Below are 23,765 nucleotides of genomic sequence, written 5' to 3'. Positions count from 1 at the left end.
CAACAATTTGTTGCTTAAAGTCATCACTAAATTGACGACGGATTTTTCTAGACATAGAGTTCTCCTGTTTTCTTTAGTGTAGAACACTTTATAAATTCTGTCTAGTTTAGTGTAACCGATTCAACATCATCAAGGTTATTAAGCGCAACGCCTTTGGTTTCAGAAACTTTGAAAACTTCAAAACTCGCATTTTCATTGCCATAAACATAAAACGAGAGAAGACAAGAACTGTCCTCTCTCGGTGTTAAGTGGGTCAACCCACTACAGTTGACAAAGAGCCAGAATTAATAAACTTCAATCCTAAATTAACTTCAAGTATCAAGTCAAGATAATATTTCGGTAACTTAAAATGCTATTGAAACAGGGGATTTTTATTTCAGACTATCCATAGTGACCACTTCATCAGCCATTTCCCAGATTGTCGGATTGTGGGTCGCGATAATGATTAGTCTGTTAGCCTCACGAAGCGACAGTAACATCTCCATAATCAACTGAGAGGTTGCCGGGTCTATTGAGGCTGTTGGTTCATCTGCCAAAATAAAGGGTGGATTCTTTAAGATAACTTTTGCCAAAGCAACCCGCTGCGACTCTCCGCCAGATAACTCAAAAATACGTTTATCGAGGTCAAGGTAAGACAGACCGACCTGTTCTAAGGCCTGCTTCTGTTTCAATCGTTGCCCCGACCGACTCAACTTTTGACCAACGAGACCTAGTTTAAGGTTTTCTTCTATGGTTTGATTTTCAATCAAGCCAAAGTTCTGGAAGAGGTAACCCAATTCGTGACGGAAAAAATCACTCGACTTATAACTGGCCAAGTCTTTACCTCGGTAAAAAATCGTCCCATCATAAGGTTCTAATTTCCCCATCATGTTCATTAAGGTTGTTTTCCCACTACCGCTTGAACCGATCAAGGCATAGACTTTCCCAGCCTCAAATGTCATTGAAAGATTCGAAAACAACTCTCGTTCTCCAAAAGATTTACTCACCTGTTTAAGTTCAATCATATTAACCTCCCTTCAAAACAAGCATAGACATCTTGTTTTCTTTCTGCATTTGGACATGTAACTGTAAAAGAGATACACCAATAAAGAGCAATAAGACTAAAAAAGAAACCACTACCTCTACCTGAAGGAATACACTCGCCACAAATCCCAGTAAAAACACACCCAGTTGAGCCAAGAGGTAAGTACGATGGATTTCTAAGAATCTAAGACCTGCAATCCGTTTGATAAAGATGGCACGTCTAAATTCTTCAAAGTAGAGCCTATTCATGGTGTTAAACAGCAAAATCGAAGTTGCAATCCCAAGCACCGCTCCCGCCAACATTACCCAACGTTCCCTCTGGATATTATTCGATAATGTGATGTAGTTGTTATATCCCGATGGCATTTCTGAGACCCAATTTTCAATACCTTGTCTCTGGATAAGCTCCTGGGCATCAGACAATTGATTAAAGAGAACATAGTTCTGTACTGCGTCTAACCAAAACGCAATGGACTGTGGACCAGTTGATTGAGGGGTTACGACAATAATAATCGGATCTTTCAAAAACTGCTGGTAAGAAAGAGGGGTCCTATTATAGACAAAACGATCCTGACCTGATTCCAAATAACCTACCGTCGCAGTCATTTGCTGTCGTTCATCTTGACTAGACATGCGACTGGTTAAGTCGTCTTCAAAAACAGATTTATAATGTTCTTCCTCTGAACGGAGGTGTTCAGGCAGCAATAAGACAAACTCCCCTACATCAAGGTGATTCATCTTTTGCTCAATAGTTGTATCTACAGGAATGTTTTGACGCTCCAAGTATTGCGGTGTGACGATAAGGACATTGCCATTCGGGCTGTAATCGTGCCATTCTGTAGAGGTTGTCAAATTTTGGGAGGAATTCATGCCATTTTGCATGATACGATCAATTAACTGGTGTCTAGATAAGAAAGCCTTTTGTTCTGAAACAGCCAAATCCATCAGTTGATACCAAGTTCTGAGTTGCCTTTGAGCCTTTTCATCTAAACCTATCGTTATCCCTTCACGACTAGTCGCTAGGATAGTCAGCTGCCTTTCCTGACTCCAGGCTTCTTCTCCTATCCGATGCTGTTGCCAGGCTTGGGAATACTTTAAGCTACTCCCTATTCCCAGCGTTACAATAATAACCGCTAATAGTTGACCGATTAAAATCAAACTAATGATTCCTCTGACAGGCACTTGCCCTTTTATAATCTGCATCAGGTGTACCTTTTTTATCCCAACTGCGAAGAGTTGAGCGAAAAACAGGGAGATCAACAACAAGATGAGATTATAACTGAGCAAGCCTGCTCCTATGGTCATTAGAGATTCCTTTGGAAGCGACAGAATTTTTTGCAAAACAACAGTGAGCACGACAGCTAAACTGAAACCGCCAGCTATCCCTTTCAAATCTTCAACCACGGGTCTAAGAAAAATGGACCACCGTTTCTCTCCTGAAATGAGGCGAATGCCCGACGACCGTAATTGGCTAATTTGGCTAATTAAAGTCAGTGCTCCAAAGGTTAAGATGAAAATCAATAGACTGATTAACTGAAATCCGTTACTAAAGATAGCCATTAACGTAGATAGTTTAGATGGAATTCTCAGGTGCATGTTAGTCAAGCCAAGTTGACTTAGCTCCTCCCTTAGCAAGTGAATATCTAGGTGTCCATCGAAGATAAAATAGTTTGTTTCAACACTACTACTTTGAGCATCTTCTAGATTTTTTTCCTGAAGCCCATCAGGCAACTTTCCGACCCCGAAGGTCGTATAAGAAAAAACTGTAGTACCTTCTGAGTTAGGATCTTGGTGTTGAATCGCAATAAAGCTATCCGTTTCTTCTGCTAGTTTTTCCAAGTGTTCCGCAACTTGCTGAAAAGTTGTCTCAGAGGAAGAATCAAGTACAGCAATGTTAGGGTAATAATGGGTGACATATGTATCCGTCCAAATGGTAAATACCCAAACAAAGAACAAACTAGCAAGCAGATTGGATATGAGTATAAATAGTTTTTTCATAGTGCATTCCTTATTCTAAAATAGAGGGCAGAGATACCCCCGCCCTCTATAAACTAACAAGCTTACTAAAGCTACTGATAAAAGAGTTTATCCTCAGATATTCCTTACCACCCTGCATCAAATACAACACGCTCACCGACATTCGTATTGATAAACGCATAGGAAGTGCTATGTGCTCCTGCATAAGCTGTTCTTTGAATGTTTCGTTCTACACTACCAACGTAAGACCAGTGTTGCTGCGTTCCATGATAATAGTTCGAGAATGCTCCCCAGTTAGTTGGAACATGATGGCCTCCATAGGTCCACTCGCCACCACGGTGAGAAACCGCCAAAACAGGAAGAGCCAAACTAAATGCCAAAACGGCAAGGGATGATGCAACTACTTTTCTAATTTTTAACATAGTATTACTCCTCTAAAATGAAATATTATGAAAATGAGCGAAATGCAACTACACACTTAAATTAAGAATCTCAGCCTGAATTATAGTTTCCTAATTTTTACCTCCTTTCTAGCCGTTCGTCCCTTTCTACAGACAGAGTTCTTACTTTAATATCTATTAATTTATCTAGAATCCACTATACAAACAAATATTTTCCCTTTCAACTTAATTTTTCACTAACAATTTAGATAATATTAACGGGAATATTCGTATTAGTATTTGATTCTATTAAGATTAAAAGTAATTGAAATTATAGTTAATTATTATTTTTTTGTAAGCTCTTTCTTACTTGATTTTACAATACCATATTTAAATTGGTTTGTCAAGGATTTTTGTGCTTATTTTATTGTTTTTTTTTTTGCAGAACATCCCTTCTAAAGTGATATATTTTTGTTTTCATAATTTGTTTGATTTTGATGTCTTTGCTTATCAACTATGTTTACCAATTCCTCTAATCTCCTAACCTTATATTCGTAGTCGTCTATCCATTTTATTAGAGAATTTTGATTTTCTTCAATCCCTTTCTCCAGCTGCTCCAGTTTAATGGCTGGTGTCAGATTCATCTTGCCATAGTCATATCTGGCTAGCCGTCTGTTTTCTGGGTCGGAATTGTTGAGGTTGAGAAGGACTTCTGCTACTTTGTTGAGATGAGCGACCTTATCCTGTAAATCCGTGATGGTCAAATCCAGCTGGGCAATGTCTTTGATTAACTTGAATCGGTTACACTAAACTAGACAGAATTTATAAAGTGTTCTACACTTAATTCATTGTTAGTAATTATATGCAGACAGAGGACGTCATCGATATAATTTTCAACCAATACATGAGTTTATAATTCTAAATGACTATGCAAACTTGGTCGTCGTATAACATAGTATTCAAATGTTTTCATGTTTGCCCCCTTTCAATGTTCCATAGGTTAAAAAATCTATCTCAATTGGTAATGATAACTGAATTAACTCACAAAACTGACTCCAGTGAAATAACTCGATCACACTGCATTGCTTGCTCCATATTATGCGTAACAATCAAAATTGTTTTGCCAAATTGATCTCTCAAAGTTCGAATCAAATCAAATGCTTTTTGTGACATTTCAGGATCCAACGAGCCAGTAGGTTCATCAGCTAGGACAATATCGCCTGGCTTTAAAATAGCCCTCACAATCGCAATTCTCTGCTGTTCACCACCAGACAATTCATTGATTTTGCTATTTAATCGATTTTCTAAACCAACGAATTGTAGAGTTTCCTTAATTCTTTGCTCCTTCTCTTGCTTAGAGAAATCCGTAAAAGTCATGGCAAGCATCAAATTATCTTTCACGCTAGATGTAGAAATGAGGGCATTGGATTGAAATAGATAATTGATGACATTCTTTCGATAATGAACCGCCGATTGCGAATTCACTTTAGGCAAAACTTTCCCGTTGATTAAAATTTTGCCACTATCAACATTATCCAAGAGCCCAATCATATTGAGTATAGTTGATTTCCCAGAACCAGAAGGCCCTACCAAAGCCACAAACTCATTTTCTTCAACATCAAAACTCAAGCCTCTAAAAATTTCTCTTGAGCCAAACTTTTTAGATACATTTTGTACTGAAATCATAGACATTAGATCACCCCTTGAATGATTTTAAAATACTCTCTCCTTCTTTACGAAACAGACTGAAGTAAAGAAACATCAATTGAAAAGCAAATGTAGCTAGTGTCATTACTATTCCCAACTTAGATCCGAGTAAGATAGAAGCTAATAATTCTACTATAGAAAAACCAACAACAAGAGAAAGGACACCAATATATCTCTTCCATGGTGAGAATCCCATAAAGTATTGAACATACAATTTCTCTTCAAATAATAGCCGATAAACCAAGACAAAACTCCAGAAAATAGCCATCATTGTAACGATGATAATAGCTATTATAGTACCGAAAAGATAGAAAGTATAACTCAAATCTTTTTGCAGTCCATTAATAAAATCCTTGACCGTTGTAAACGTCAACTTATTGTCTGCTAAATCAGGAAAATCTGTTTCTAAAATGGATGTCACCTGATTCATTGTTTCCTGATCACGGACCTTCAAAATACCATCATAACCACTTACAGCTAGGTTTGCTGACTCCATAAAATATAAATTTTCTGGTGCCGATACAAAAATAACTGGCTCTTTACTAGTAACACCCTGAGAAATAGAAGTTGACCAAGTAAATATTGACTCAGATGGATGGTAGACTCTAAACATAAACTTGGGGTTTTCTGTGAATCTAGTTTGTAAATCCCCTGGTTTTACTTTTACACTTTCTTGCAAATGAGCCTTCATCACTTCAATCTCTTCTATACTGAGTGTGTCAGGTAAAAGATATAAGCGAGTGCCATTGCTTACTTCTAGTAGCTCTTCATCACTTAACTTAATACCTAGGTTCTGTAGATAGTTATATGAGTAGTTTAAGTACCAAAATGGTTTTCTTGGGACATGTTGGTAGGTACCATAGATTGTATCAAGATACTCCTGACCAAGATATTCACCTTGCGCAATGTAAACACCTGGGATATCTGAAATTCGTTGATAAAACTGATACATACTACTCTCGAAAGAGTTCGTTGTTCCTGCGTAAGTTCCTATATCATCTCCCTCAACAAAACCTGAGATAACATACATGTCTTCCACATTTTTCCATTCTCTAGATACTTTTATATTATCAATAAACTGATTCATTGGTGCATCTAAAGAATGACTAACTGTAATTAATAGACCAGCCACCAAAGCATAAAATAACAAACTAATTGCCATTAGTGGTTTCATTGGCAAGCGTTTATGGATTGCAGCTAATGGAGAAACCGAATAAACAATAATACTTGGAATAACTAGTGTCAACAGAAGTAATAAAACTGAAAGACTTGATCCTGCAAAAACTGGAATTAAGGACGATAGTCCAAAAGTAAACCAGCCTGACACAAACCAAATACCTAAAGATACAAGAGGAATAATATAAATAGAAAATAGTAAAGAAGGCTTGAAAAAAGCTGACCACAATTCTTTTCTATCCCAACCTAATAGAATCAACGTTCCAAAGTGTTTAAAGGATTGAAGAACACAAAGCAAGAATAGGATAAGTAAAATAAGTGCATTTACCAAGATACTAATGGCTAGTACTATTGCCCAAATTCCTTCGTCGGTATTACTTCCAAACCTTTCTTTCGTTAAATCCTCAACAGAGATTCCTGTAATTGTTGAAAGATTTATCAAGAAAGTATCCCGTGCTGTAGCTTCATGAAGACCATTAATATAATAGATTCCACTGATTGTATTTGTATTTTGGAAGATATAATCTAATCGATCAATGACTACTGGTGTAGTAAATAGTAAATCTGGTAATTCGTAAAGCATATTATTGGAGCCTTTATCAAGTCCAATAGTCATATAATTATCCTTATGAGATAATAACTCTCCAAATTGTTGTTGTGATACAACTGTTTTACCACCACTATTGATAAAATCTGAAAAACCAGTCGGACTACCAAGGACATCTATATAAATCCTATTTACCCCTTCGCCTGTATCACTACTTTCAAAACGTTTTGTCCAAATAGACAAATCTCTTTGCTCTAAAAAATAATTAAATACATTTTGCGATTGCTCTTCTGTTAGTCTTTGAAGATAAACAGTTAACGTCCCTGAATTATGATTATAGCTCCTCCATGAATTTTGATACTGTAAACCTGTAAAAAAAATTGCCATCAGAGTAAATAAAGTACTCTGAATGGCAACCAAAAACAGGATTAAGTATTTCATCTTACCTAATAACATGTTTTTGTAAATCATATGCACTTACCGACAATTCCAATAGCATTCGGCAGTATCAGTTCCGATGTATTTAGATGCACGTGCTTCAACCCCAGGTCGTTTCCATCCTGAGAATGCTCCATTCGCAGTTGCTGAATGTTCGTAAACACCAGATTGAACGTGTGAATAGCTCCAAAGACCAGCGGTACGACCATAATCCCAATAAACTGCAGTACCATTATACCAAACTGTTGCAGCTGAAACGATAGAACTACCTGCACCCGCCAAAGTCAGTGCAAGTAAAGATGTTGTAACCATTTTTTTAATACTTTTTTTCATCGTAAAGTCCCCATTTCTTTCACTTAAAATCTAACAATAGCAACGACTGTGTTTAAAAGTTTCTACAAATCACATCCTAGTACATTGGAATCCCTTCTTTCTAATTAAAAATTAGATAAAACAGAAATACTATAAAGTTAATAGTATCTTTATCATTTAATCAACTAATCAACTAATCAACTAATCAACTAATCAACTAATCAACTAATCAACTAATCAACTAATCAACTAATCAACTAATCAACTAATCAACTAATCAACTAATCAGCCTTCCCAACATCAAGACCATCAGACTTCTTTTGTGATTCTACTCGAATCTCCAATCGTTTATTCTTCTGAATAAACTGTTGGTAAGGAATTGTATTACTAAACGTAAAAAACCCTAATAATACTAATATAGCTAATTTTTGAATTCCACGTGAATTCCACGATTTTTCTTCATTTGTGAAACCCCTTTCTGTTTCCTTGTCTTTATCTTAACAGATACATTTTATTTAGTCAATTGTTTTTATGCGTTTTTTTACTTTTTTTTATTATTATAAACAGTAATGTTATTTCATGGGAATTTGCCATTTTTAACTAAATGTTATATACTGGATTCAGAAAAATAGAAGGAAATATTGTTTTTATGAGTATACTCGCTGAAAAATTCAGATTAAAAAGAAAAGAACTAGGACTCTCCCAACAAACCCTGGCAGAAGGGATTTGCGAACAGAGCCAGATCAGTAAGATTGAGAGGGGACACTTCATTCCATCCGCTGACCTTTTGTTTAAACTTTCTCAGCGACTTGAAGTCCCATTAGATTACTTTTTCAATGAACAAATTGAAATCAAGTCTAACCTGTCCAACTTCAAACACCTATCTTCCAGTCTACTAGACGATAGGAATTATGACGATTTAGAATATCTTTATAAAATAGAGGTTGGCCGAAGCACCTTTCTAACACTAGAAGACCGAACTTACCTTGAATGGATTAAAGCTATCATTGACTTCTACCAATATAACCTTCAGTTTGAGGCCATCTCCCACTTGGAAAATATATTATCAAAAGTATCCTCAACTACTTTAATTTACTTAAAGGCACTGAACACACTATCTAATTTCTACTCCCTCGTTGGCCGTGAACAAGAATATGAAGCAAACTACTCTCATTTAATGGAGTTGTATCAGACAAAAAATCTAGATCATCAAGAGTTTTTATTTGGTTACATCAGAGTTCGCTACAACTACGCTCACTATTTAGTGTCAAAGGAAAAATATAACGAAGCCGTCCAAGAAGCTCTTGAAACGATCGAGATCTGTAAAGAGCGGCAAACAAGCTACCAACTAGCTCCCCTACTCATTCTTGTCGGAAATGCTGGAGCTCAATTTCTAGACAAAGAACAAGTCAAAAATTATTATATAGAAGCACGAGAGTTATGCAAGATTTATAACAATCCCTTAATGCTTATGAAAATAGAGAATTATTTAAAGGAATTAGATGCTACTTAATTGATTTTGACTTTTAAGTTCTTCTTAAACGTTAAATAACTAGATTGATTTAGTTTCATGTTCTAAATTGGTGATATTTTGATACTTTGTTTTATCAAGTATGTTGGAAAATTTCTCTAATCTTCTAACTTTATATTCGTAAAAATCAATGGCTTCTCCAAGATTTTTTTGAAACATTCTTACTTCTAGCTCTAGCTGCTCAAGTGTTATAGCTGCGGTCAGATTCATCTTAGCATAATCATACCTGGCTAGCCGTCTGTTTTCTGAGTCGGAGTTGTTGAGATTAAGCAGAACCTCTGCTACCTTGTTGAGATGAGCGACCTTATCCTGCAACTCCGTGATGGTCAAATCCAGTTGGGCAATTTCTTTGATGAGTTCGTCTTTGACTTCCTGGTAAGATTGGTTGTTAATGTCTAATTCAATAAGAAGATTAAGCTCTGCTATTTTCTCTTTAAGACTGGTCATATTCGGTGTCTGCGTCTAGGGATATACTTGCTGTCGTGAGTGAGTTGGCGGATTAGTTCACGTCCTCGCATGTAGCGGTTGAGGTCAGAGTTCTCTTTATTGTAGATAAAAAACTGGGCGGTCTCTCGGATAAAGACATGGTAGGTCTTGTCCTGATCGCTCTCATGAATATCCAAGTTCTGGCATACTTCTCGACCAATCTCTCTGGACATTCGATTAAGAATAACAATCGCAAAATGCTTTTGATTACCGATGAACGTGCTAGTCTCCCCTTTTATATGACCCACCTCATTTCAGAAAAGAAGCGACTAACACCACTGATGGAGACACTTAAGGATCTCTGGCCAAAATGATTAAAAATATTTAGTCAACGTCAAAATAGGACATCCCTTGTGATTTTAAGTCAATCACAGGAGATGCCCTATTGTACTGTTTAACTTAATTTATTATCCAGTTACTCCAACACTCTCCACAAACCGCAAAAAACCTGATTGTCCCTCCTTATCTCGCTTGTAGACGCCAGCGTCTTCCAGTACACGAGCAAAGACTTGTCCAACAGCTCCTTGGACGATGGTGGTGACCGTATCTTTAGTCAAATCTGGCTGTGTCGCCTTGATACGGTCTGCCCAATCTTTATGATAGTCTGCTAGCTGATTGTCCTGACCAAGCAGGTACTTCTCAACTTCTGCTAGTTCTTCTTTCAATCGTGGAGGTAAAATCGCCAAGCCCATGACCTCAATGAGACCGATATTTTCTTTTTTGATGTGCTGGACATCCTTATGGGGGTGGTAGACCCCGTCTGGGTGGTCATCTGAGGTATGATTGTCACGCAGGACAAGGTCTAGCTCAAACAGTTGCCCACGCCGTCTCGCAATCGGTGTCACCGTGTGATGTGGTTCATCGCCTGTTTTAGCAATAATATCTAAGTCTGGATCAGAATAACCTGACCAAGCCAGTCGAATCTTATCCGCCAAATCCACTAACCGCTCCTTGTCCGCTCCTGTCAGACGAATCACCGACATCGGCCATTTGACAATACCAGCTGTGATGTCTTCATATCCTGAAAAGGCAAACTGATGATCCAGCTCTGCCATTTCCATAGGAAAGGTATGACGACCACCCTGATAGTGGTTGTGGGTCAGGATAGAACCGCCTACGATGGGCAGGTCGGCATTGGAGCCTGCAAAGTAGCCTGGAAAAATTTCTACCAACTCCAAGAGCTGCTCAAAGGTGGTGCGACTGATGACCATAGGCACATGCTCGGTGTTTAGAAAGATGCAGTGCTCGTTGAAATAAGCATAGGGCGAATACTGAAATCCCCACCGCTCCTCCCCCAGATCCACGCGGATAATCCGGTGATTGGCACGAGCCGGGTGGTCAAGGCGACCCTGATAACCCTCATTTTCCATAGCCAGCTGATCCAATGGGTAGCTAGACTGCTTGAGGAGTTTCGCCGCCGCAATCGCTTTAGGGTCTTTCTCGGGCTTGGATAGGTTGATGGTGATTTGCAAGTTCCCATAGGCCGTCGGCGTCTCAAAGGCGATGTTTTTAGCAATGGCATCCAGCTTGATATAGTCATTTTTCTGGGACAGGTCGTAGAATTCTGCAATGGCCTGCTCTGGCTGCTCCGCATATGTTGTCCAAAAGCGTTCATTAACCACACTTGGCGGTGGTGTGATGACATTCATCAGCTCCGCACCAAGGCAGTCTCGCTCTTCAAAAAGCGAGCCGCAACGGCCATTTTCAACCGCCACATCTACCAACTCTTCCTTGAGCGCAATCAACTCTGCGGCAGCTGTTTCACGATCAGCTTCTTCTTCTCCGACAAGCGCGAGAACCCGATTGACCAGATAAATGCTGTCCATCTTTGTGTAGACAGAATGAGAGCTCTCAATGACCTGCTCTACAAAGGTATTGATTAGTTTTGCCATCATATTTTTCCTTTATTTCAAAATCAGTTGGTAACCAATTTTTATCAGATAAACAAGACGCAGTAGTTGACTGGGTTATCTTCGCCTTAAGGCTTTGATAACCCTTGCGTCTGTGGTAAGTTTCACTCGCTAAATTTCCAACCTCAAACAGCCTATTCCCAGGCTGTTTGAGCTATGCGGAGGTAGGAGTGAAACAGTCTGAGAGACTGTTTCAGCCCGAGTCATAAAAAGAAGACACGAGGGGAAATCGGCGGTAACATCACGATTTCTGTCCTACTCTCACTTCCTTGATAGGACACGGCTGCCGCCAGCGATTTCTGCCATGTAGAATGATGGGGTATAACCAACAATCTCGGTGTAGGTCCGACCTACATTTTCCGTAAAGGCATCTACCTTATCTTTTTTCACAATGGCAATGCCACAGCCGCCAAAGCCAGCTCCTGTCATGCGAGCCCCAAGCACGCCCTCTTGCTCCCAAGCGGTATGAGCTAGCGTATCCAACTCTAGCCCCGTGACCTCATAATCATGCTCCAAGGAGACATGGGACGCGTTGACCAGACGACCAAATTCTTCTAGTTTGCCCGCTTGGAGAGCCTCTAAAGCACGAAGCGTGCGCTCATTTTCAGACACCGCATGGCGAGCCCGTTTGATGCGGTTGGCATCTTTGATGAGGTAGGCATATTGGTCAAACTCCGTACTACTCAACTCACCAAGGGTCTGGATGTTCAAGACAGCATTGAACTCTTCGACAGCTCTTTCACATTCCGCACGGCGTTCGTTGTACTTGGAATCCGCTAATTCACGGCGTTTGTTGGTATTCATGATAACGATGACGTGGTCACCCAAGTCCAGTGGCACCAGCTCATAATCCAAGGTATTGGTATCCAAGTAAATGGCGCGATTATCCGCTCCCATCCCGATGGCAAACTGGTCCATGATACCAGAATTCACTCCGATAAACTCATTTTCGGTTTTCTTGCCGATTTTGACCAAGTCCAGACGATCCAGCTTGAGACCATAGAGCTCTTCAGCAATGATGCCAATCAAGAGCTCCAGCGATGCCGATGAGGACAGTCCTGCACCGTTTGGAATGGTACCATAGACAAAGGCTTCAAAGCCTGTCTCAATCGCATGCCCTGCTTCTTGCAAAAATTTAATAACTCCCTTGACATAATTGGTCCAGTTGTCTGCCTTGTTGAACGTCAGGTTGTCCAAATCAATCTCAATAATCCCAAGATGTTCAAAATTAGCGGAATAAAGACGGATTTTTCGATCATCTCGCTTGCGAGCTGCCCCGTAAGTTCCCAGCGTAATAGCCGCAGGAAAAACATGTCCACCATTGTAATCCGTATGCTCACCAATCAGGTTAATCCGTCCTGGTGAAAAAAAGGTTGCATCTGCTTCTGTGAAAAAGATATCTGTGAATTGTTGATTTAGTTCTATAGTGTTCATCGTGAGACTCCTTTTGTTTATTCTGTCACTGTTATTATAGCATAGCAATCAATTAAAAACAAGTTTTTACTAAACATTTACTAAAAATATTTTTGTGATATAATTTTACTAAAGATTGCTTATTTTTATGCTATAATATGACTAAAAGTTTGCCAAGGAGAATGAACATGACAACTATCAAAGACATTGCAGAAAAAGCACAGGTGTCAACAGCTACTGTTTCACGCGTTCTTAATCAAGACCCCAACCTATCTGTCAGCGATGAAAAACGTGAAAAGATTTTGGCTGTTGCCAACGAGCTGAACTACACCAAACACCTTCGACCAGCCTCTTCACCTTTGACCTCATCAAAGACCATCGCCATTTTGCAATGGTACAGTGAACAAGAGGAACTCAATGACCTCTACTACTACGCCATTCGTTTAGGCGTTGAACGACGGGCTGAAGAGCTAGGCTATGATATTTTACGCTTTTTTAACAATGATATTTACGCTTTGGACAAAGACATTGCTGCCATTATTGCTCTTGGAAAATTTAGCCCTAAGCAAATTAAGGACCTCGAAAGCCGTTGCCCCAATCTAATTTTTGTGGACAGCGATACGCTCGAGGTAGGTTATTCCTGTGTGACCACTGATTTTGATCATGCGGTAGTGCGTGTTTTGGATTACTTTTTAGACAAAAAGCTGAGCAGCATTGGTATGCTAGCTGGTGAGGAACAAACCACTGACGGGGAGTTAACTCTAGTCGATCAGCGTTTTCGTACCTTCAAAAATTACATGACTGAGCTTGGCATCTACCAACCAAAATATGTCTATGTTGGCGAATTTTCAGCACCATCTGGTTATCAATTGATGTCAGCAGCTATCGAAGAATTAGGCGATCAACTCCCAACAGCCTTTTTCATCGCGAATGACACCATGGCACTCGGTGCCCTAAGGGCGCTCCAAGAGCACCAGATTGCCGTTCCAGAACGCGTCTCCCTCATCTCATTTAACGACACGCCAATTACTAGGCAGGTCTATCCAGCCTTATCCAGCGTTACCGTCTACACTGAAGAAATGGGGAAAACTGCTGTGGATATGATTCACCAAGCCCTTGTAAAACCCAGCCACGCCATTCCAACTCTGATTAAGTTAGCAACAAAATTAACCATTAGAGACAGCAGCTTATAAGCATCATCCCTCGCTAAAGTTTAGCGAGGGATTCTTTATGTCTAGTCATTCTTTTGCAATATCTCCACTGGTAACCATCCTATTTGTCCATCATGGTCAACAAGAGCCCACTGGTCATGGCATTCTAGCATTGCCACCTGATCACCTACTGCGACAACTAACTCCGTGGGATTGTAATCAACAATCAAACGATTAGCAACCACGAAATGATTGGGAATATAGGTTTTGTGCCCCGCTATGTCACAAGAAAACCAGTTAGGATACTTCCCACAAGGGGTCATGTGGTGGACGGGTGTTCCGATTGAAAAAGTAGGAAATAAACCTTCTCCCTGATGCGCTTTAGTCACTTTTAATAACACTAAATTATCCTCAACACTCATTACTGTTTTCTCCTCCTCACAGCTCATAAGATGTTATGCAATCTTTCAAATCGTCACTCAGGGGGAAGGCTTCTCGAAAACTGTCAACCACTTCTTTCTGAACACTTTTAACCAAGGTCAGGGTAGAGTCCCAAGCAACTATCTCATGGCGAGCTAAGGGATGAAGGCAAGTTAGAGGCAGCTGCCACAATTCTTCACTACCTGATAGAACAGCCCAAATCCATTGATGTGCTGGATACTTTTCAAAGACCTGTCTCAATTGTTCACCGGTCAACTATGTATAATCCTTATCCCAGGGAATTTCATCTATATGATAAATCCAATAATGTGATACCAGCCAGTTATAGTCTTCAAGCTTTAGACTCAGAGGAGCAAAGACCTCACTCATTAAGGTATAAGCCCGTTCACCACTATCTAAAATAGCACCGTAAATCTCGTTTGGCATCACTTAACTCATCTCATTAAAATCCCAAACGGCATCGACCCAACCTTCGTAGAAATCAGGCTCGTGGCAGACCATGAGAATGGAGCCTTTATAAGCTTGCAAGGCGCGTTTGAGCTCGTCCTTGGCATCCACATCCAGGTGGTTGGTCGGCTCGTCCAGCACCAGAACATTGTTTTCACGGTTCATGAGCAGACAAAAACGCACCTTGGCTTGCTCACCACCTGACAAGACCTGAATCTGGCTCTCGATGTGCTTGCTGGTCAAGCCACAGCGGGCAAGGGCAGCACGGACTTCGGCTTGGTTAAGCGCTGGAAAGGCATCCCAGACCGCTTCTAGCGGGGTCTGACGATTGCCACCAGCCACTTCCTGCTCAAAGTAGCCCAACTCCAGATACTCACCTCGCTCCACCTCGCCAGCAATCGGAGGAATAATGCCCAGCAAACTCTTCAACAGGGTCGATTTCCCGATACCGTTGGCACCGATGATGGCAATCTTCTGGTTGCGCTCAAAGGTCAGATTGAGCGGTGCCTTGGTCAGGGCACGATCGTAGCCGATTTCCAAGTCCTTGGTCTGGAAGATAAAGCGGCTAGGTGTACGAGCCATCTTAAAGTCAAAGCTCGGCTTTGGCTTTTCTGCTTGTAGCTCGATGAGATCCATCTTGTCCAGCTTTTTCTGGCGGGACATGGCCATGTTGCGGGTGGCAACACGCGCTTTATTGCGATTGACAAAGTCCTGTAAGTCAGCAATTTCCTTTTGCTGGCGCTCGTAAGCCGCCTCCAGCTGGGCACGCTTCATGGCGTGCACCTCTTGGAACTGGTAATAGTTACCAGAGTAGCGGGTCAAGAGCTGGTTTTCCACGTGGTAGACGATGTTAATGACATCATTCAAGAAAGGAATATCGTGGGAAATGAGGACAAAGGCGTTCTCGTAGTTTTGCAGGTAGCGCTTGAGCCAGTCAATATGCTCGGCATCCAGATAGTTGGTCGGCTCGTCCAAGAGCAGAATGTCTGGTTTTTCAAGCAGCAATTTAGCCAGTAACACCTTAGTACGCTGCCCACCTGACAGCTCGGTCACATCCTTATCCATGCCGTAGTCCATGACCCCAAGGGCTCGTGCAACTTCGTCAATCTTGGCATCCAAGGTATAAAAATCACGACTCTCCAGACGGTCTTGCAGCTCACCGACTTCCTCCATCAAGCCATCCATATCCGCACCTTCATCTGCCATTGCCATATAAATTTCATTGATGCGGGCTTCGGTCTTAAAGAGTTCATCAAAGGCTGTCCTTAGGACATCACGAACCGTCATTCCTGCTTCCAAGACCGCATGCTGGTCCAGATAACCCGCCGTCACATAACGAGACCACTCAACCTTGCCCTCGTCTGGCTGGAGCTTGCCCGTCACGATGGACATGAAAGTCGACTTGCCCTCGCCATTTGCTCCGACAAGGCCAATATGCTCACCCTTGAGCAGGCGGAAGGACACATTCTCAAAAATCGCTCGGTCACCAAAACCGTGGCTTAAATTCTTTACTTCTAAAATACTCATGTGTTTTCTTTTTCCTTAAAAAATAGCTGAGCAAAACCTAGCTTAATGTCTATTTTATCATGTTTTACCAGAAAAAAACAGGTAGGCCTAGCAAAATCCCCAGTAAAAAACCTGCGATGGCATCTCTGGGATAATGAACCCCACCGACCACTCGGACCATTGCCAAACAGGCAGCCAAAGACAGAACAAAAAACCCAAATCCAAGCTGAACGGACAAAAATACCGTCCCAATCACTGTAGCTGAAAAGACATGTCGACTGGGAAAAGATTGACCACTAGTGTCTTTTTTTATCAAGGGCTGAATGTTCCAAGTTTCGTAGGGTCTGGGCTGATTGAACAATCGCCGAAGCCCAGAAACAAGTAAAAATCCAACAGCTGGCCAGATGATTAGCTCTGCTATTGCCCCAAAACCAACTCCAAAAAAGCGATAAAGCAATACCGCAGGGTAGAGCAAATAGATAGAGTAGGTCAATAACCGATTGCTCAGCTCAAGAATGTTTGGGTTATGTTGCCATGGAGCAGCGATTTGCTCATAAAATTGCTTATAATTTTTTGTTGACATCGCCTTATTTGTCTATTGTCTTCTTTCTCGTGTGCTTTGTGAGCGTTCTAGTCTAGGACTGTTATTAAACTTTATCTAGATAGACCTGACCGTTATGATAGTTAAAGGTCAATCCTTCCTGAACGTTGGGAACAAAAACGTTAAACTCCACTTGTCCATCAGAAGACTTGGCTTCCAGATGGGTACCACTTGAAAGTAGATTCTCACCATCATAAATAAGTGTCACCCGATAACGCACTGTTTTATTATTATCCAGAGCTTTTCGGATAATAGTTTCATAGTAATTCTGTCCAGTTGAGCCATCATCATTGGCTTGGTTGCTCCAAGCTGTCTGCGTTGCAATGTTTTGGGGATTGCTCGTTGAGGCATCAAACCCTGCCAAACCTCCTGCTAAAGCATAACCGATGAGGTGTCCTCTATCCACGGCATGGTCATACTCCCCAGGTAAATCATGGCGTTGATGCCAAGCTGGTGGCCGGTAGTCATTTCCTCCCTGACCTGTACTACTCCGATCCCGATACTGGCGGGTTGACTTGTTTAGCAAGGCATTGGCTCGCCAAGGAACTGTGCGACCTTGAATAGTCTTTGTCTCATTATTGACATAAGGCAAGCTAGCAACAGCCGCATTGAGATTGGTCTTGTTACCATTGATGACAAATGCGCCAACGCCATTCCAAGCAATATCATTTCCTAACTGCTCAAGCACCCGGTCAGTCAAGACTGACTCTGCCAACGCTTTGCTTGGATCCTCTTCTAGTGGGTCAACGGCAGCAGACCAAGTCTTTGTCACTAATCCCGATGAGTTATCTCCAAGTAACTGCTTGAATGAATCAAGCTGACCACTGGATAAGCCAAGAATGGTGACAACGATTAGAACTAGTACGGAGGTCAACGATGATTTTAATTTTTTTGGTGATGACATGACGACTCCTTATTGTCCAGTAAACTTACCAATGAGCTCTCGCCATTTTTCAAGGGATAAAATTGCTGTGGCATTGTCACCATCACCGAGAGCACCATAGCCAATCATCAAGCCAAGTGACAGAAAAAGCAAGCAAAGAAGGGCAACAAACAGCATCATCCCTAGACGCTTGACAACATATTTCCAGCCAGTTTCCACTAAGCACCTCCTTCACGACGGATAGAGGCTCCAAGACCTGCTAGTTTTTCATGAAATTGATAATAGCCACGGTCTAAGTGTTCTAATTTAGTCACCGTTGTTTGCCCTTTTGCAACTAGACCTGTTAAAATGAGAGCGGCACTGGCTCGTAAATCGGTTGACATGACCTTAGCACCTTGCAAATTACCTCCACCATGGATAAGGGCGGTATCTCGCAAAATCTCTGTGTGAAGTCCCATACGGCGCATCTCTTCGAGATGCTGGAAGCGGTTTTCAAAGACAGTCTCAATCATTGATGACTCTCCTTTGACAACAGCCATCAGTGCTGTGAACTGGGCTTGCATATCGGTTGGAAAACCTGGATGTGGCAAGGTTTTAACACTGACAGGTTTCAAGTTTTGCACAGCTGACCGAACTCGTATGCCCCCTGCTTCTTCTGTCACTTCAACACCCATTTCCAGTAACTTAGAAATCAAGGGTCGATTATGCTCCCAGATAGCGTCTTTTACCAAGACATCACCGCTTGTCATCGCTGCTGCTACCATAAATGTACCAGCCTCAATGCGATCTTGAACCACATCATGCTCTGCTCCGTGGAGATGTTTCACTCCTATGATGGTCAGCGTTTCCGTACCAGCTCCTCTAACATCTGCCCCCATCTTATTGAGTAAGACAGCTAAATTGACAATTTCAGGCTCGCGCGCTGCATTCTCAATGACTGTCTTGCCCTCAGCCAAGGTTGCCGCCATCATTAGGTTCTGAGTGGCTCCAACACTCGGGAAATCAAGGTAGATATTGGCTCCCTTGAGTTTGGCCGCCTTAGCGGTAATGTCTCCACCAAACTGAGTAATCTCAGCTCCCATCGCTTCTAAGCCTTTCAAGTGCAAATCAATAGGACGACTGCCGATAGAACAGCCCCCTGGCATTGATACAACGGCTTCGCCACAACGTGCTAAGATTGGTCCAAGAACAACGATAGAGGCTCTCATCCGACTAACATACTCATACGGAGCGGTATGGTCAATAAAGTTTGTCGCATCTACTGTGATTTCATTTTGCTCTTGGTTAAAGTCTACCGTGATACCTAAGCCTCTAACCACGTCATTCATAACAAACACATCTGACAAAATAGGGACATGACGCAGGGTAGTTTGACCATCTTTGGCCAAAATCGTTGCAGCTAACAGCGGTAAAACTGCATTTTTTGCTCCCTCAATCGTCACTTCTCCCTGTAAACGAGTTTGACCGCCGTCGATGATTATTTGTTCCATATTCTCCATCCTTAGACATTAATTCAGTTCTATTATACCATGATTTCCATTGTTTTAACATTTTCCTGCATGTAAAAAGACGGTTTCCCGTCTTTACTTACTTAATCACTTCTTGAGTCTTAGCATAGTTGGCTTCAACAGCTGCTTTTTCTGCCTGCCACCAGTCTTGGTTATCGGTATACCACTTGATGGTTTCTTCGATACCCGCTTCAAAGTTGGTAAATTCTGGTGTCCAACCCAGCTCATCACGGAGCTTGCTAGCGTCAATCGCATAGCGAAGGTCGTGCCCTGCACGGTCGGTCACATGGTCATAGGCATCAGCCGGTTGACCCATTTTCTCCAAAATCAGCTCCAACACTTCCTTGTTGTTCTTCTCACCATCGGCACCAATCAGATAGGTTTCACCGATTTGTCCCTTGGTCAAAATGGTCCAGACACCTGATGAGTGATCGTTGGTGTGAATCCAGTCACGGACATTTTTCCCTTCACCGTAGAGTTTTGGCTTGATACCAGACAAGATATTGGTAATCTGGCGTGGGATAAATTTCTCAATGTGCTGGTAAGGGCCATAGTTGTTTGAACAGTTGGAAATGGTCGCCTTCACGCCAAATGAACGTACCCAAGCCTTGACAATCAAGTCAGACGCTGCCTTGGTAGAGGAGTAAGGCGAGCTAGGGTTATACTTGGTATCCGCTGTGAATTTCTCACCTGGACCTTCACCGTGACCTGGTAAATCTTCACGAAGTGGAAGGTCGCCGTAAACTTCATCAGTTGATACGTGGTGGAAACGAATATCGTATTTACGAGCCGCTTCCAACAAGGTATACGTCCCGATGAAGTTGGTGTGGATAAACGGCGATGGGTCATTGAGGGAGTTATCGTTATGACTTTCAGCTGCATAGTGGACAATAGCATCCGCCTTTGCAGCCAACTTGTCCACCAATTCGGCATCTGCGATGTCACCGACCACTAACTCCACTCGGTCACCTAAGATGGCTTCCAAGTTCGCACGGTTACCCGCGTAGGTCAATTTATCCAAGACCGTCACATGGACATCTGGATGATTGTTGTAAACGTAATGCACAAAGTTTGAGCCAATAAAACCAGCTCCACCTGTGACGATGATGTGTTTAAATGTTGACATGTTTTCTCCAATTTTTATTAGAATGACTTACTCTAACGATTTACTATCGATTTCAGATAGGCAATTTTTGCAAAATCTTTTTGATTGTTGTTCTCAGCACGGTAGCTATCTTTTGAGGATGCCAGATAAATCTTGAGGTACTGTTCCACGTTTGGCAAATAATAATGAACGCCCTCATCTTCTACTTCTTCTAGGTCTACACCAGCAAAGTTCGGCAGCGAATGTAGCCCACCAAATTCAACAGATTTTCCAGTTTTTTGAAACTCATGCTCGTGGCGGTCAACCAACTGATAACCTAGCCTTTCCATGATGGCATTCAGCTCATCAAAGCGATAAATCCGTCCCTCATCAGGAGCTTCCCAGCCACGCAGATCACTCGGCACATGAATATCTAAGTCTCTGGATTGCCAATCCCGACCAGTCACTTGCTCTAGTCCAACCGACCCCATCAGAAGTGGAACGATACCAATCTGATTTAATTCTCTGGCAATCGTTAAAAATTCTTGATACATCTTACAAATCCTCAGCTCTCAAAGGTTTGACGTCTTTGAGTAGCGGATGGTTTTTATCAGCTTCTGAGACTTCGGCTTCTGCGAGATTCTCCCACTCAATGCCAAGACTTGGATCTGCATAATTGACAAAGGCATACTTAGGCTTGAGCTCCAAGGCCCAGTAGTCATTGACCAAATAGCTATAGGCAACGAAGTCTGACAAAACTTGAAAACCATTGGCAACACCCCGAGGCACAAAAATCCCCTTGCTGGCGTCAATGATGGTCTGGTAGGTATTACCGAAAGTCTCCCCTTCACGAAGGTCAACCCAAGTCCCCAGAACCTTACCGCCGTCTGCTACCGAGATGTACTTGTCCCAAGGCTCAGCGTGAAGGCCACGCAAGACATGCTTACGGGAAAAGCTGACATTGTTCTGCAACTTACCTTCTGCAAAAAAGCTCTCTGGAAAGCCCAGGGGCACCATTTTTTCCTTCTGGAAATTTTCTTTGAACCAACCACGATTGTCCCCGCGTACTGGAATATCGAATTCCAAGAGACCTGGAATAGCTTCAATCTTGCGGCAGGCTAATTCTTTATCAAAAAATTGTTCCGTCATTAAGCCTCTCCAATCAAACGGAGCAAATACTGCCCGTATTCATTTTTCTTCAATGGCTGCGCTAATTCACTGACTTGATCATCTGTGATGTAGCCCATGCGGTAGGCAATTTCTTCGAGGTTTGCTACTTGGACATTTTGCAGGCGTTGCACCGTCTCGATGTACTGAGATGCCTCTAGCAAACTCTCATGCGTTCCTGTATCCAACCAAGCAAAACCACGCCCCATCAGCTCGACAGACAAATCGCCACGGTCAAGGTAAGCTTTATTGACGTCTGTAATTTCAAGTTCACCACGAGGACTTGGCTTAATGTTCTTAGCGATTTCCACGACATCATTATCGTAGAAGTAAAGCCCAGTCACCGCAAAGTTTGATTTTGGCTGTTCAGGCTTTTCTTCGATAGAAATGGCGTTCATATTGTCATCAAATTCGACGACGCCAAAGCGCTCAGGATCTTTGACTTGGTAACCAAAGACGGTCGCACCCTTGTCTTTAGAAGCCGCACGTTGCAACATCTTGGTCAGACCGTTGCCGTGGTAAATATTGTCTCCTAAAATCAAGCAAACACTATCATCTCCGATAAACTCTTCACCAATGATAAAGGCTTGAGCCAGACCATCTGGACTTGGTTGCACTGCGTAAGACAGGGAAATTCCCAGCTCAGACCCATCTCCCAACATATCTTCAAAGCGAGGCAAATCCTGAGGTGTCGAAATAATCAAAATTTCTTTAATCCCAGCCAACATCAAAGTTGACAATGGGTAGTAAATCATCGGCTTATCATAAATCGGCATGAGCTGCTTGGAAGCGGCTCTTGTCAACGGATAGAGGCGAGTCCCTGACCCACCTGCCAGAATAATACCTTTCATCGGTAAGCTCCTTGTCATGTAATCTTCTTTACTATACCACACTTTTTAAGATTTGTCAGCTCTTACCACCACCCTCTCAATCGGGTGGTCACTAGGCTCAAGCTGCCCTGTCTCTCCCATCAGCAAATGCACCAGCTCGCGCCCAATCAAGGGTCCTGTCGTCAAGCCAGACGACCCCAGCCCACTAGCGGCATACACCCCTGAAAGCCCCGGAACTTGCCCATAAAAGGGAGCATAATTGGGCGTGTAGGCTCTGATGCCGACACGGTAGCTCTTGCTGTCTGCACCAGCAATTTTTTGAAAAAATGGCAGAGCTTTGGCTTCCAGTCCCGCCAGCACCTCAGGGTCTAAGGTCAAATCATACCCCATCTTATCCTCATGCGAGGCCCCGACAGACAGCTTGCCCTCACGAAACGGGATAATATCTCCCTCACCGTGTGGCATGATGACAGGATAGCTCCCTGTGTCCAACTCACGAAACTGATAATCAATGATTTGCCCCTTCTGCGGACGAACAGCCACCGTATAACCGTGTTCCTCCAAAATAAAAGGCAACCAAGCCCCACAAGCCAAGATCAAGCGGTCAAAGACCTGCCCATCCACCTCGTAGCGACCATCAGACAAGATGGTAAAGCCAACTTTTTTCGTCACGACAGGCACACCACTAGCTGCCAGCAAGGTCTTGGTCAGCTCCGAACCCTCTACACGAGCAGCACCAGATGCCCAGAGGTACTGGTCAAAGCCAGCAATCCCCTCATGATAACGATCCAACTCCTCCTGACTGATGAGCCTAACGTCCCCCATCAAAGGCGACTCTTCTCGTCTTGTTAGGGCTAAGTCTAAGGTCTCCTCCAGAAAATCCTGACGGGACTTGATGACCACAACCCCCACCTGCTCGTAAAAACGGCTGTCATAGCCATCGGCTGTTACATCAGCTACCAAGTTCTGGTAAAAATCAGCCCCTAAACGCGCCATTTTGTACCAATTTTTATTGCGCTTTCTGGCAAACCAAGGACAGATAATCCCTGCTGCAGCCTTGGTCGCCTGACCGACCCCCTCATCAAAAACGGTCACTTCTATCCCATCTTCTTTTGACAAGTAATAGGCGGCTGTTGATCCGACAATCCCTGCACCAATAACGGCAACTTTCATCATTTTCTCCTTTTTCATGCGATTTCTATTTTATTATACCACAAGGGAATGCGTTCGAACTCGATAAATAATAA

24 protein-coding genes and 3 pseudogenes are annotated in these 23,765 nt (G+C 42.3%); 3 read left to right on the top strand and 24 right to left on the bottom strand.

From position 1 onward, the window contains the following. Positions 1-122: 122 nt before the first annotated feature. Positions 123-248, top strand: a pseudogene (locus tag ACERC7_RS06385) (transposase); the annotation flags it as partial. A 123-nt stretch (positions 249-371) separates the two neighbouring features. Here ACERC7_RS06385 and ACERC7_RS06380 read toward each other — a convergent pair. The 8 genes and pseudogenes from ACERC7_RS06380 to ACERC7_RS06345 form a co-directional block, all read right to left on the bottom strand. Next, positions 372-1,004 (bottom strand): ABC transporter ATP-binding protein, encoded by a 633-nt coding sequence (locus tag ACERC7_RS06380; RefSeq protein ID WP_373666448.1) that lies wholly within the window; start codon positions 1,002-1,004, stop codon positions 372-374. A gap of 1 nt (position 1,005) precedes the next feature. Next, a complete protein-coding gene (locus tag ACERC7_RS06375) occupies positions 1,006-3,021 on the bottom strand; it encodes a DUF1430 domain-containing protein (RefSeq protein WP_373666447.1) in 2,016 nt (671 codons plus the stop codon). Positions 3,022-3,125: 104 nt separating this feature from the next. Next, positions 3,126-3,422 carry a lactococcin 972 family bacteriocin gene (locus ACERC7_RS06370; RefSeq protein WP_373666446.1) on the bottom strand — a complete coding sequence of 99 codons (297 nt, stop codon included), beginning with the start codon at positions 3,420-3,422 and terminating at the stop codon, positions 3,126-3,128. Between the two features lie 413 nt (positions 3,423-3,835). Further along, a pseudogene (locus ACERC7_RS06365) lies at positions 3,836-4,174 on the bottom strand (helical hairpin domain-containing protein); the annotation flags it as partial. Positions 4,175-4,421: 247 nt separating this feature from the next. Next, positions 4,422-5,072 (bottom strand): ABC transporter ATP-binding protein, encoded by a 651-nt coding sequence (locus tag ACERC7_RS06360; protein WP_373659058.1) that lies wholly within the window; start codon positions 5,070-5,072, stop codon positions 4,422-4,424. Positions 5,073-5,076: 4 nt separating this feature from the next. Then, positions 5,077-7,251, bottom strand: coding sequence for an ABC transporter permease (locus ACERC7_RS06355; protein ID WP_373666445.1), 2,175 nt, complete (start codon positions 7,249-7,251; stop codon positions 5,077-5,079). 36 nt (positions 7,252-7,287) lie between these two features. Beyond that, positions 7,288-7,581 (bottom strand): hypothetical protein, encoded by a 294-nt coding sequence (locus ACERC7_RS06350; protein WP_373666444.1) that lies wholly within the window; start codon positions 7,579-7,581, stop codon positions 7,288-7,290. Positions 7,582-7,841: 260 nt separating this feature from the next. Next, positions 7,842-7,994, bottom strand: a complete 153-nt coding sequence (locus tag ACERC7_RS06345; RefSeq protein WP_373659064.1) for a PhrA family quorum-sensing system peptide — start codon at positions 7,992-7,994, stop codon at positions 7,842-7,844. A 215-nt stretch (positions 7,995-8,209) separates the two neighbouring features. On the opposite strand from ACERC7_RS06345, the gene ACERC7_RS06340 reads away from it, so the two are divergent. After that, complete coding sequence (locus tag ACERC7_RS06340) at positions 8,210-9,073, top strand: helix-turn-helix domain-containing protein (protein ID WP_373666443.1); 864 nt, start codon at positions 8,210-8,212, stop codon at positions 9,071-9,073. Positions 9,074-9,112: 39 nt separating this feature from the next. On the opposite strand, the pseudogene ACERC7_RS06335 reads toward ACERC7_RS06340, so the two are convergent. From ACERC7_RS06335 to ACERC7_RS06325, 3 genes and pseudogenes are all read right to left on the bottom strand, one after another. Next, a pseudogene (locus tag ACERC7_RS06335) lies at positions 9,113-9,720 on the bottom strand (helical hairpin domain-containing protein); the annotation flags it as partial. A gap of 264 nt (positions 9,721-9,984) precedes the next feature. After that, positions 9,985-11,469, bottom strand: a complete 1,485-nt coding sequence (galT, locus tag ACERC7_RS06330; RefSeq protein ID WP_373666442.1) for a UDP-glucose--hexose-1-phosphate uridylyltransferase — start codon at positions 11,467-11,469, stop codon at positions 9,985-9,987. A 279-nt stretch (positions 11,470-11,748) separates the two neighbouring features. Then, positions 11,749-12,921 carry a galactokinase gene (locus ACERC7_RS06325; protein WP_373659053.1) on the bottom strand — a complete coding sequence of 391 codons (1,173 nt, stop codon included), beginning with the start codon at positions 12,919-12,921 and terminating at the stop codon, positions 11,749-11,751. 167 nt (positions 12,922-13,088) lie between these two features. Between ACERC7_RS06325 and ACERC7_RS06320 the strand changes: the two genes are divergently transcribed. Then, positions 13,089-14,093 (top strand): LacI family DNA-binding transcriptional regulator, encoded by a 1,005-nt coding sequence (locus tag ACERC7_RS06320; protein ID WP_373659052.1) that lies wholly within the window; start codon positions 13,089-13,091, stop codon positions 14,091-14,093. 41 nt (positions 14,094-14,134) lie between these two features. Here the strand turns inward: ACERC7_RS06320 and ACERC7_RS06315 are convergent, their stop codons facing one another. The 13 genes from ACERC7_RS06315 to ACERC7_RS06255 form a co-directional block, all read right to left on the bottom strand. Further along, a complete protein-coding gene (locus ACERC7_RS06315; protein ID WP_373659051.1) occupies positions 14,135-14,500 on the bottom strand; it encodes a hypothetical protein in 366 nt (121 codons plus the stop codon). Then, positions 14,490-14,747 carry a hypothetical protein gene (locus ACERC7_RS06310; RefSeq protein ID WP_373659050.1) on the bottom strand — a complete coding sequence of 86 codons (258 nt, stop codon included), beginning with the start codon at positions 14,745-14,747 and terminating at the stop codon, positions 14,490-14,492. Before ACERC7_RS06310 ends, ACERC7_RS06315 begins: the two co-directional genes overlap by 11 nt. Beyond that, the gene (locus ACERC7_RS06305; protein WP_373659049.1) at positions 14,748-14,918 is read right to left on the bottom strand and encodes a hypothetical protein; all 171 of its coding nucleotides are present in this window, start codon (positions 14,916-14,918) and stop codon (positions 14,748-14,750) included. 3 nt (positions 14,919-14,921) lie between these two features. Beyond that, positions 14,922-16,466 carry an ABC-F family ATP-binding cassette domain-containing protein gene (locus ACERC7_RS06300; protein ID WP_373666441.1) on the bottom strand — a complete coding sequence of 515 codons (1,545 nt, stop codon included), beginning with the start codon at positions 16,464-16,466 and terminating at the stop codon, positions 14,922-14,924. 64 nt (positions 16,467-16,530) lie between these two features. Next, on the bottom strand, positions 16,531-17,028 hold the full coding sequence (locus ACERC7_RS06295) for a phosphatase PAP2 family protein (RefSeq protein WP_373666440.1): 498 nt from the start codon (positions 17,026-17,028) through the stop codon (positions 16,531-16,533). 64 nt (positions 17,029-17,092) lie between these two features. Next, positions 17,093-17,950 carry a DNA/RNA non-specific endonuclease gene (locus ACERC7_RS06290; RefSeq protein ID WP_373666439.1) on the bottom strand — a complete coding sequence of 286 codons (858 nt, stop codon included), beginning with the start codon at positions 17,948-17,950 and terminating at the stop codon, positions 17,093-17,095. A gap of 9 nt (positions 17,951-17,959) precedes the next feature. Next, a complete protein-coding gene (locus ACERC7_RS06285; RefSeq protein ID WP_373659045.1) occupies positions 17,960-18,148 on the bottom strand; it encodes a DNA-directed RNA polymerase subunit beta in 189 nt (62 codons plus the stop codon). Then, positions 18,148-19,419: a UDP-N-acetylglucosamine 1-carboxyvinyltransferase gene (murA, locus tag ACERC7_RS06280; protein WP_373659044.1), complete on the bottom strand. Its 1,272-nt coding sequence runs from the start codon at positions 19,417-19,419 to the stop codon at positions 18,148-18,150. Before murA ends, ACERC7_RS06285 begins: the two co-directional genes overlap by 1 nt. Positions 19,420-19,516: 97 nt before the next feature. Then, positions 19,517-20,563, bottom strand: coding sequence for a dTDP-glucose 4,6-dehydratase (gene rfbB / locus ACERC7_RS06275; protein WP_018367312.1), 1,047 nt, complete (start codon positions 20,561-20,563; stop codon positions 19,517-19,519). A 32-nt stretch (positions 20,564-20,595) separates the two neighbouring features. Then, a complete protein-coding gene (locus ACERC7_RS06270; protein ID WP_373666438.1) occupies positions 20,596-21,075 on the bottom strand; it encodes a phosphoribosylanthranilate isomerase in 480 nt (159 codons plus the stop codon). 1 nt (position 21,076) lies between these two features. Next, positions 21,077-21,670 (bottom strand): dTDP-4-dehydrorhamnose 3,5-epimerase family protein, encoded by a 594-nt coding sequence (locus ACERC7_RS06265; RefSeq protein WP_373659041.1) that lies wholly within the window; start codon positions 21,668-21,670, stop codon positions 21,077-21,079. Then, complete coding sequence (rfbA, locus tag ACERC7_RS06260; protein ID WP_373659039.1) at positions 21,670-22,539, bottom strand: glucose-1-phosphate thymidylyltransferase RfbA; 870 nt, start codon at positions 22,537-22,539, stop codon at positions 21,670-21,672. Before rfbA ends, ACERC7_RS06265 begins: the two co-directional genes overlap by 1 nt. Positions 22,540-22,584: 45 nt before the next feature. Beyond that, positions 22,585-23,691, bottom strand: a complete 1,107-nt coding sequence (locus ACERC7_RS06255) for an NAD(P)/FAD-dependent oxidoreductase (protein WP_373666437.1) — start codon at positions 23,689-23,691, stop codon at positions 22,585-22,587. Between the last annotated feature and the right edge of the window lie 74 nt (positions 23,692-23,765).

The sequence above is a fragment of the Streptococcus sp. E17BB genome, from assembly GCF_041807725.1.
Taxonomy (GTDB): Bacteria; Bacillota; Bacilli; order Lactobacillales; family Streptococcaceae; genus Streptococcus; species Streptococcus entericus.
This window is presented reverse-complemented; position numbering and strand designations above follow the sequence as displayed.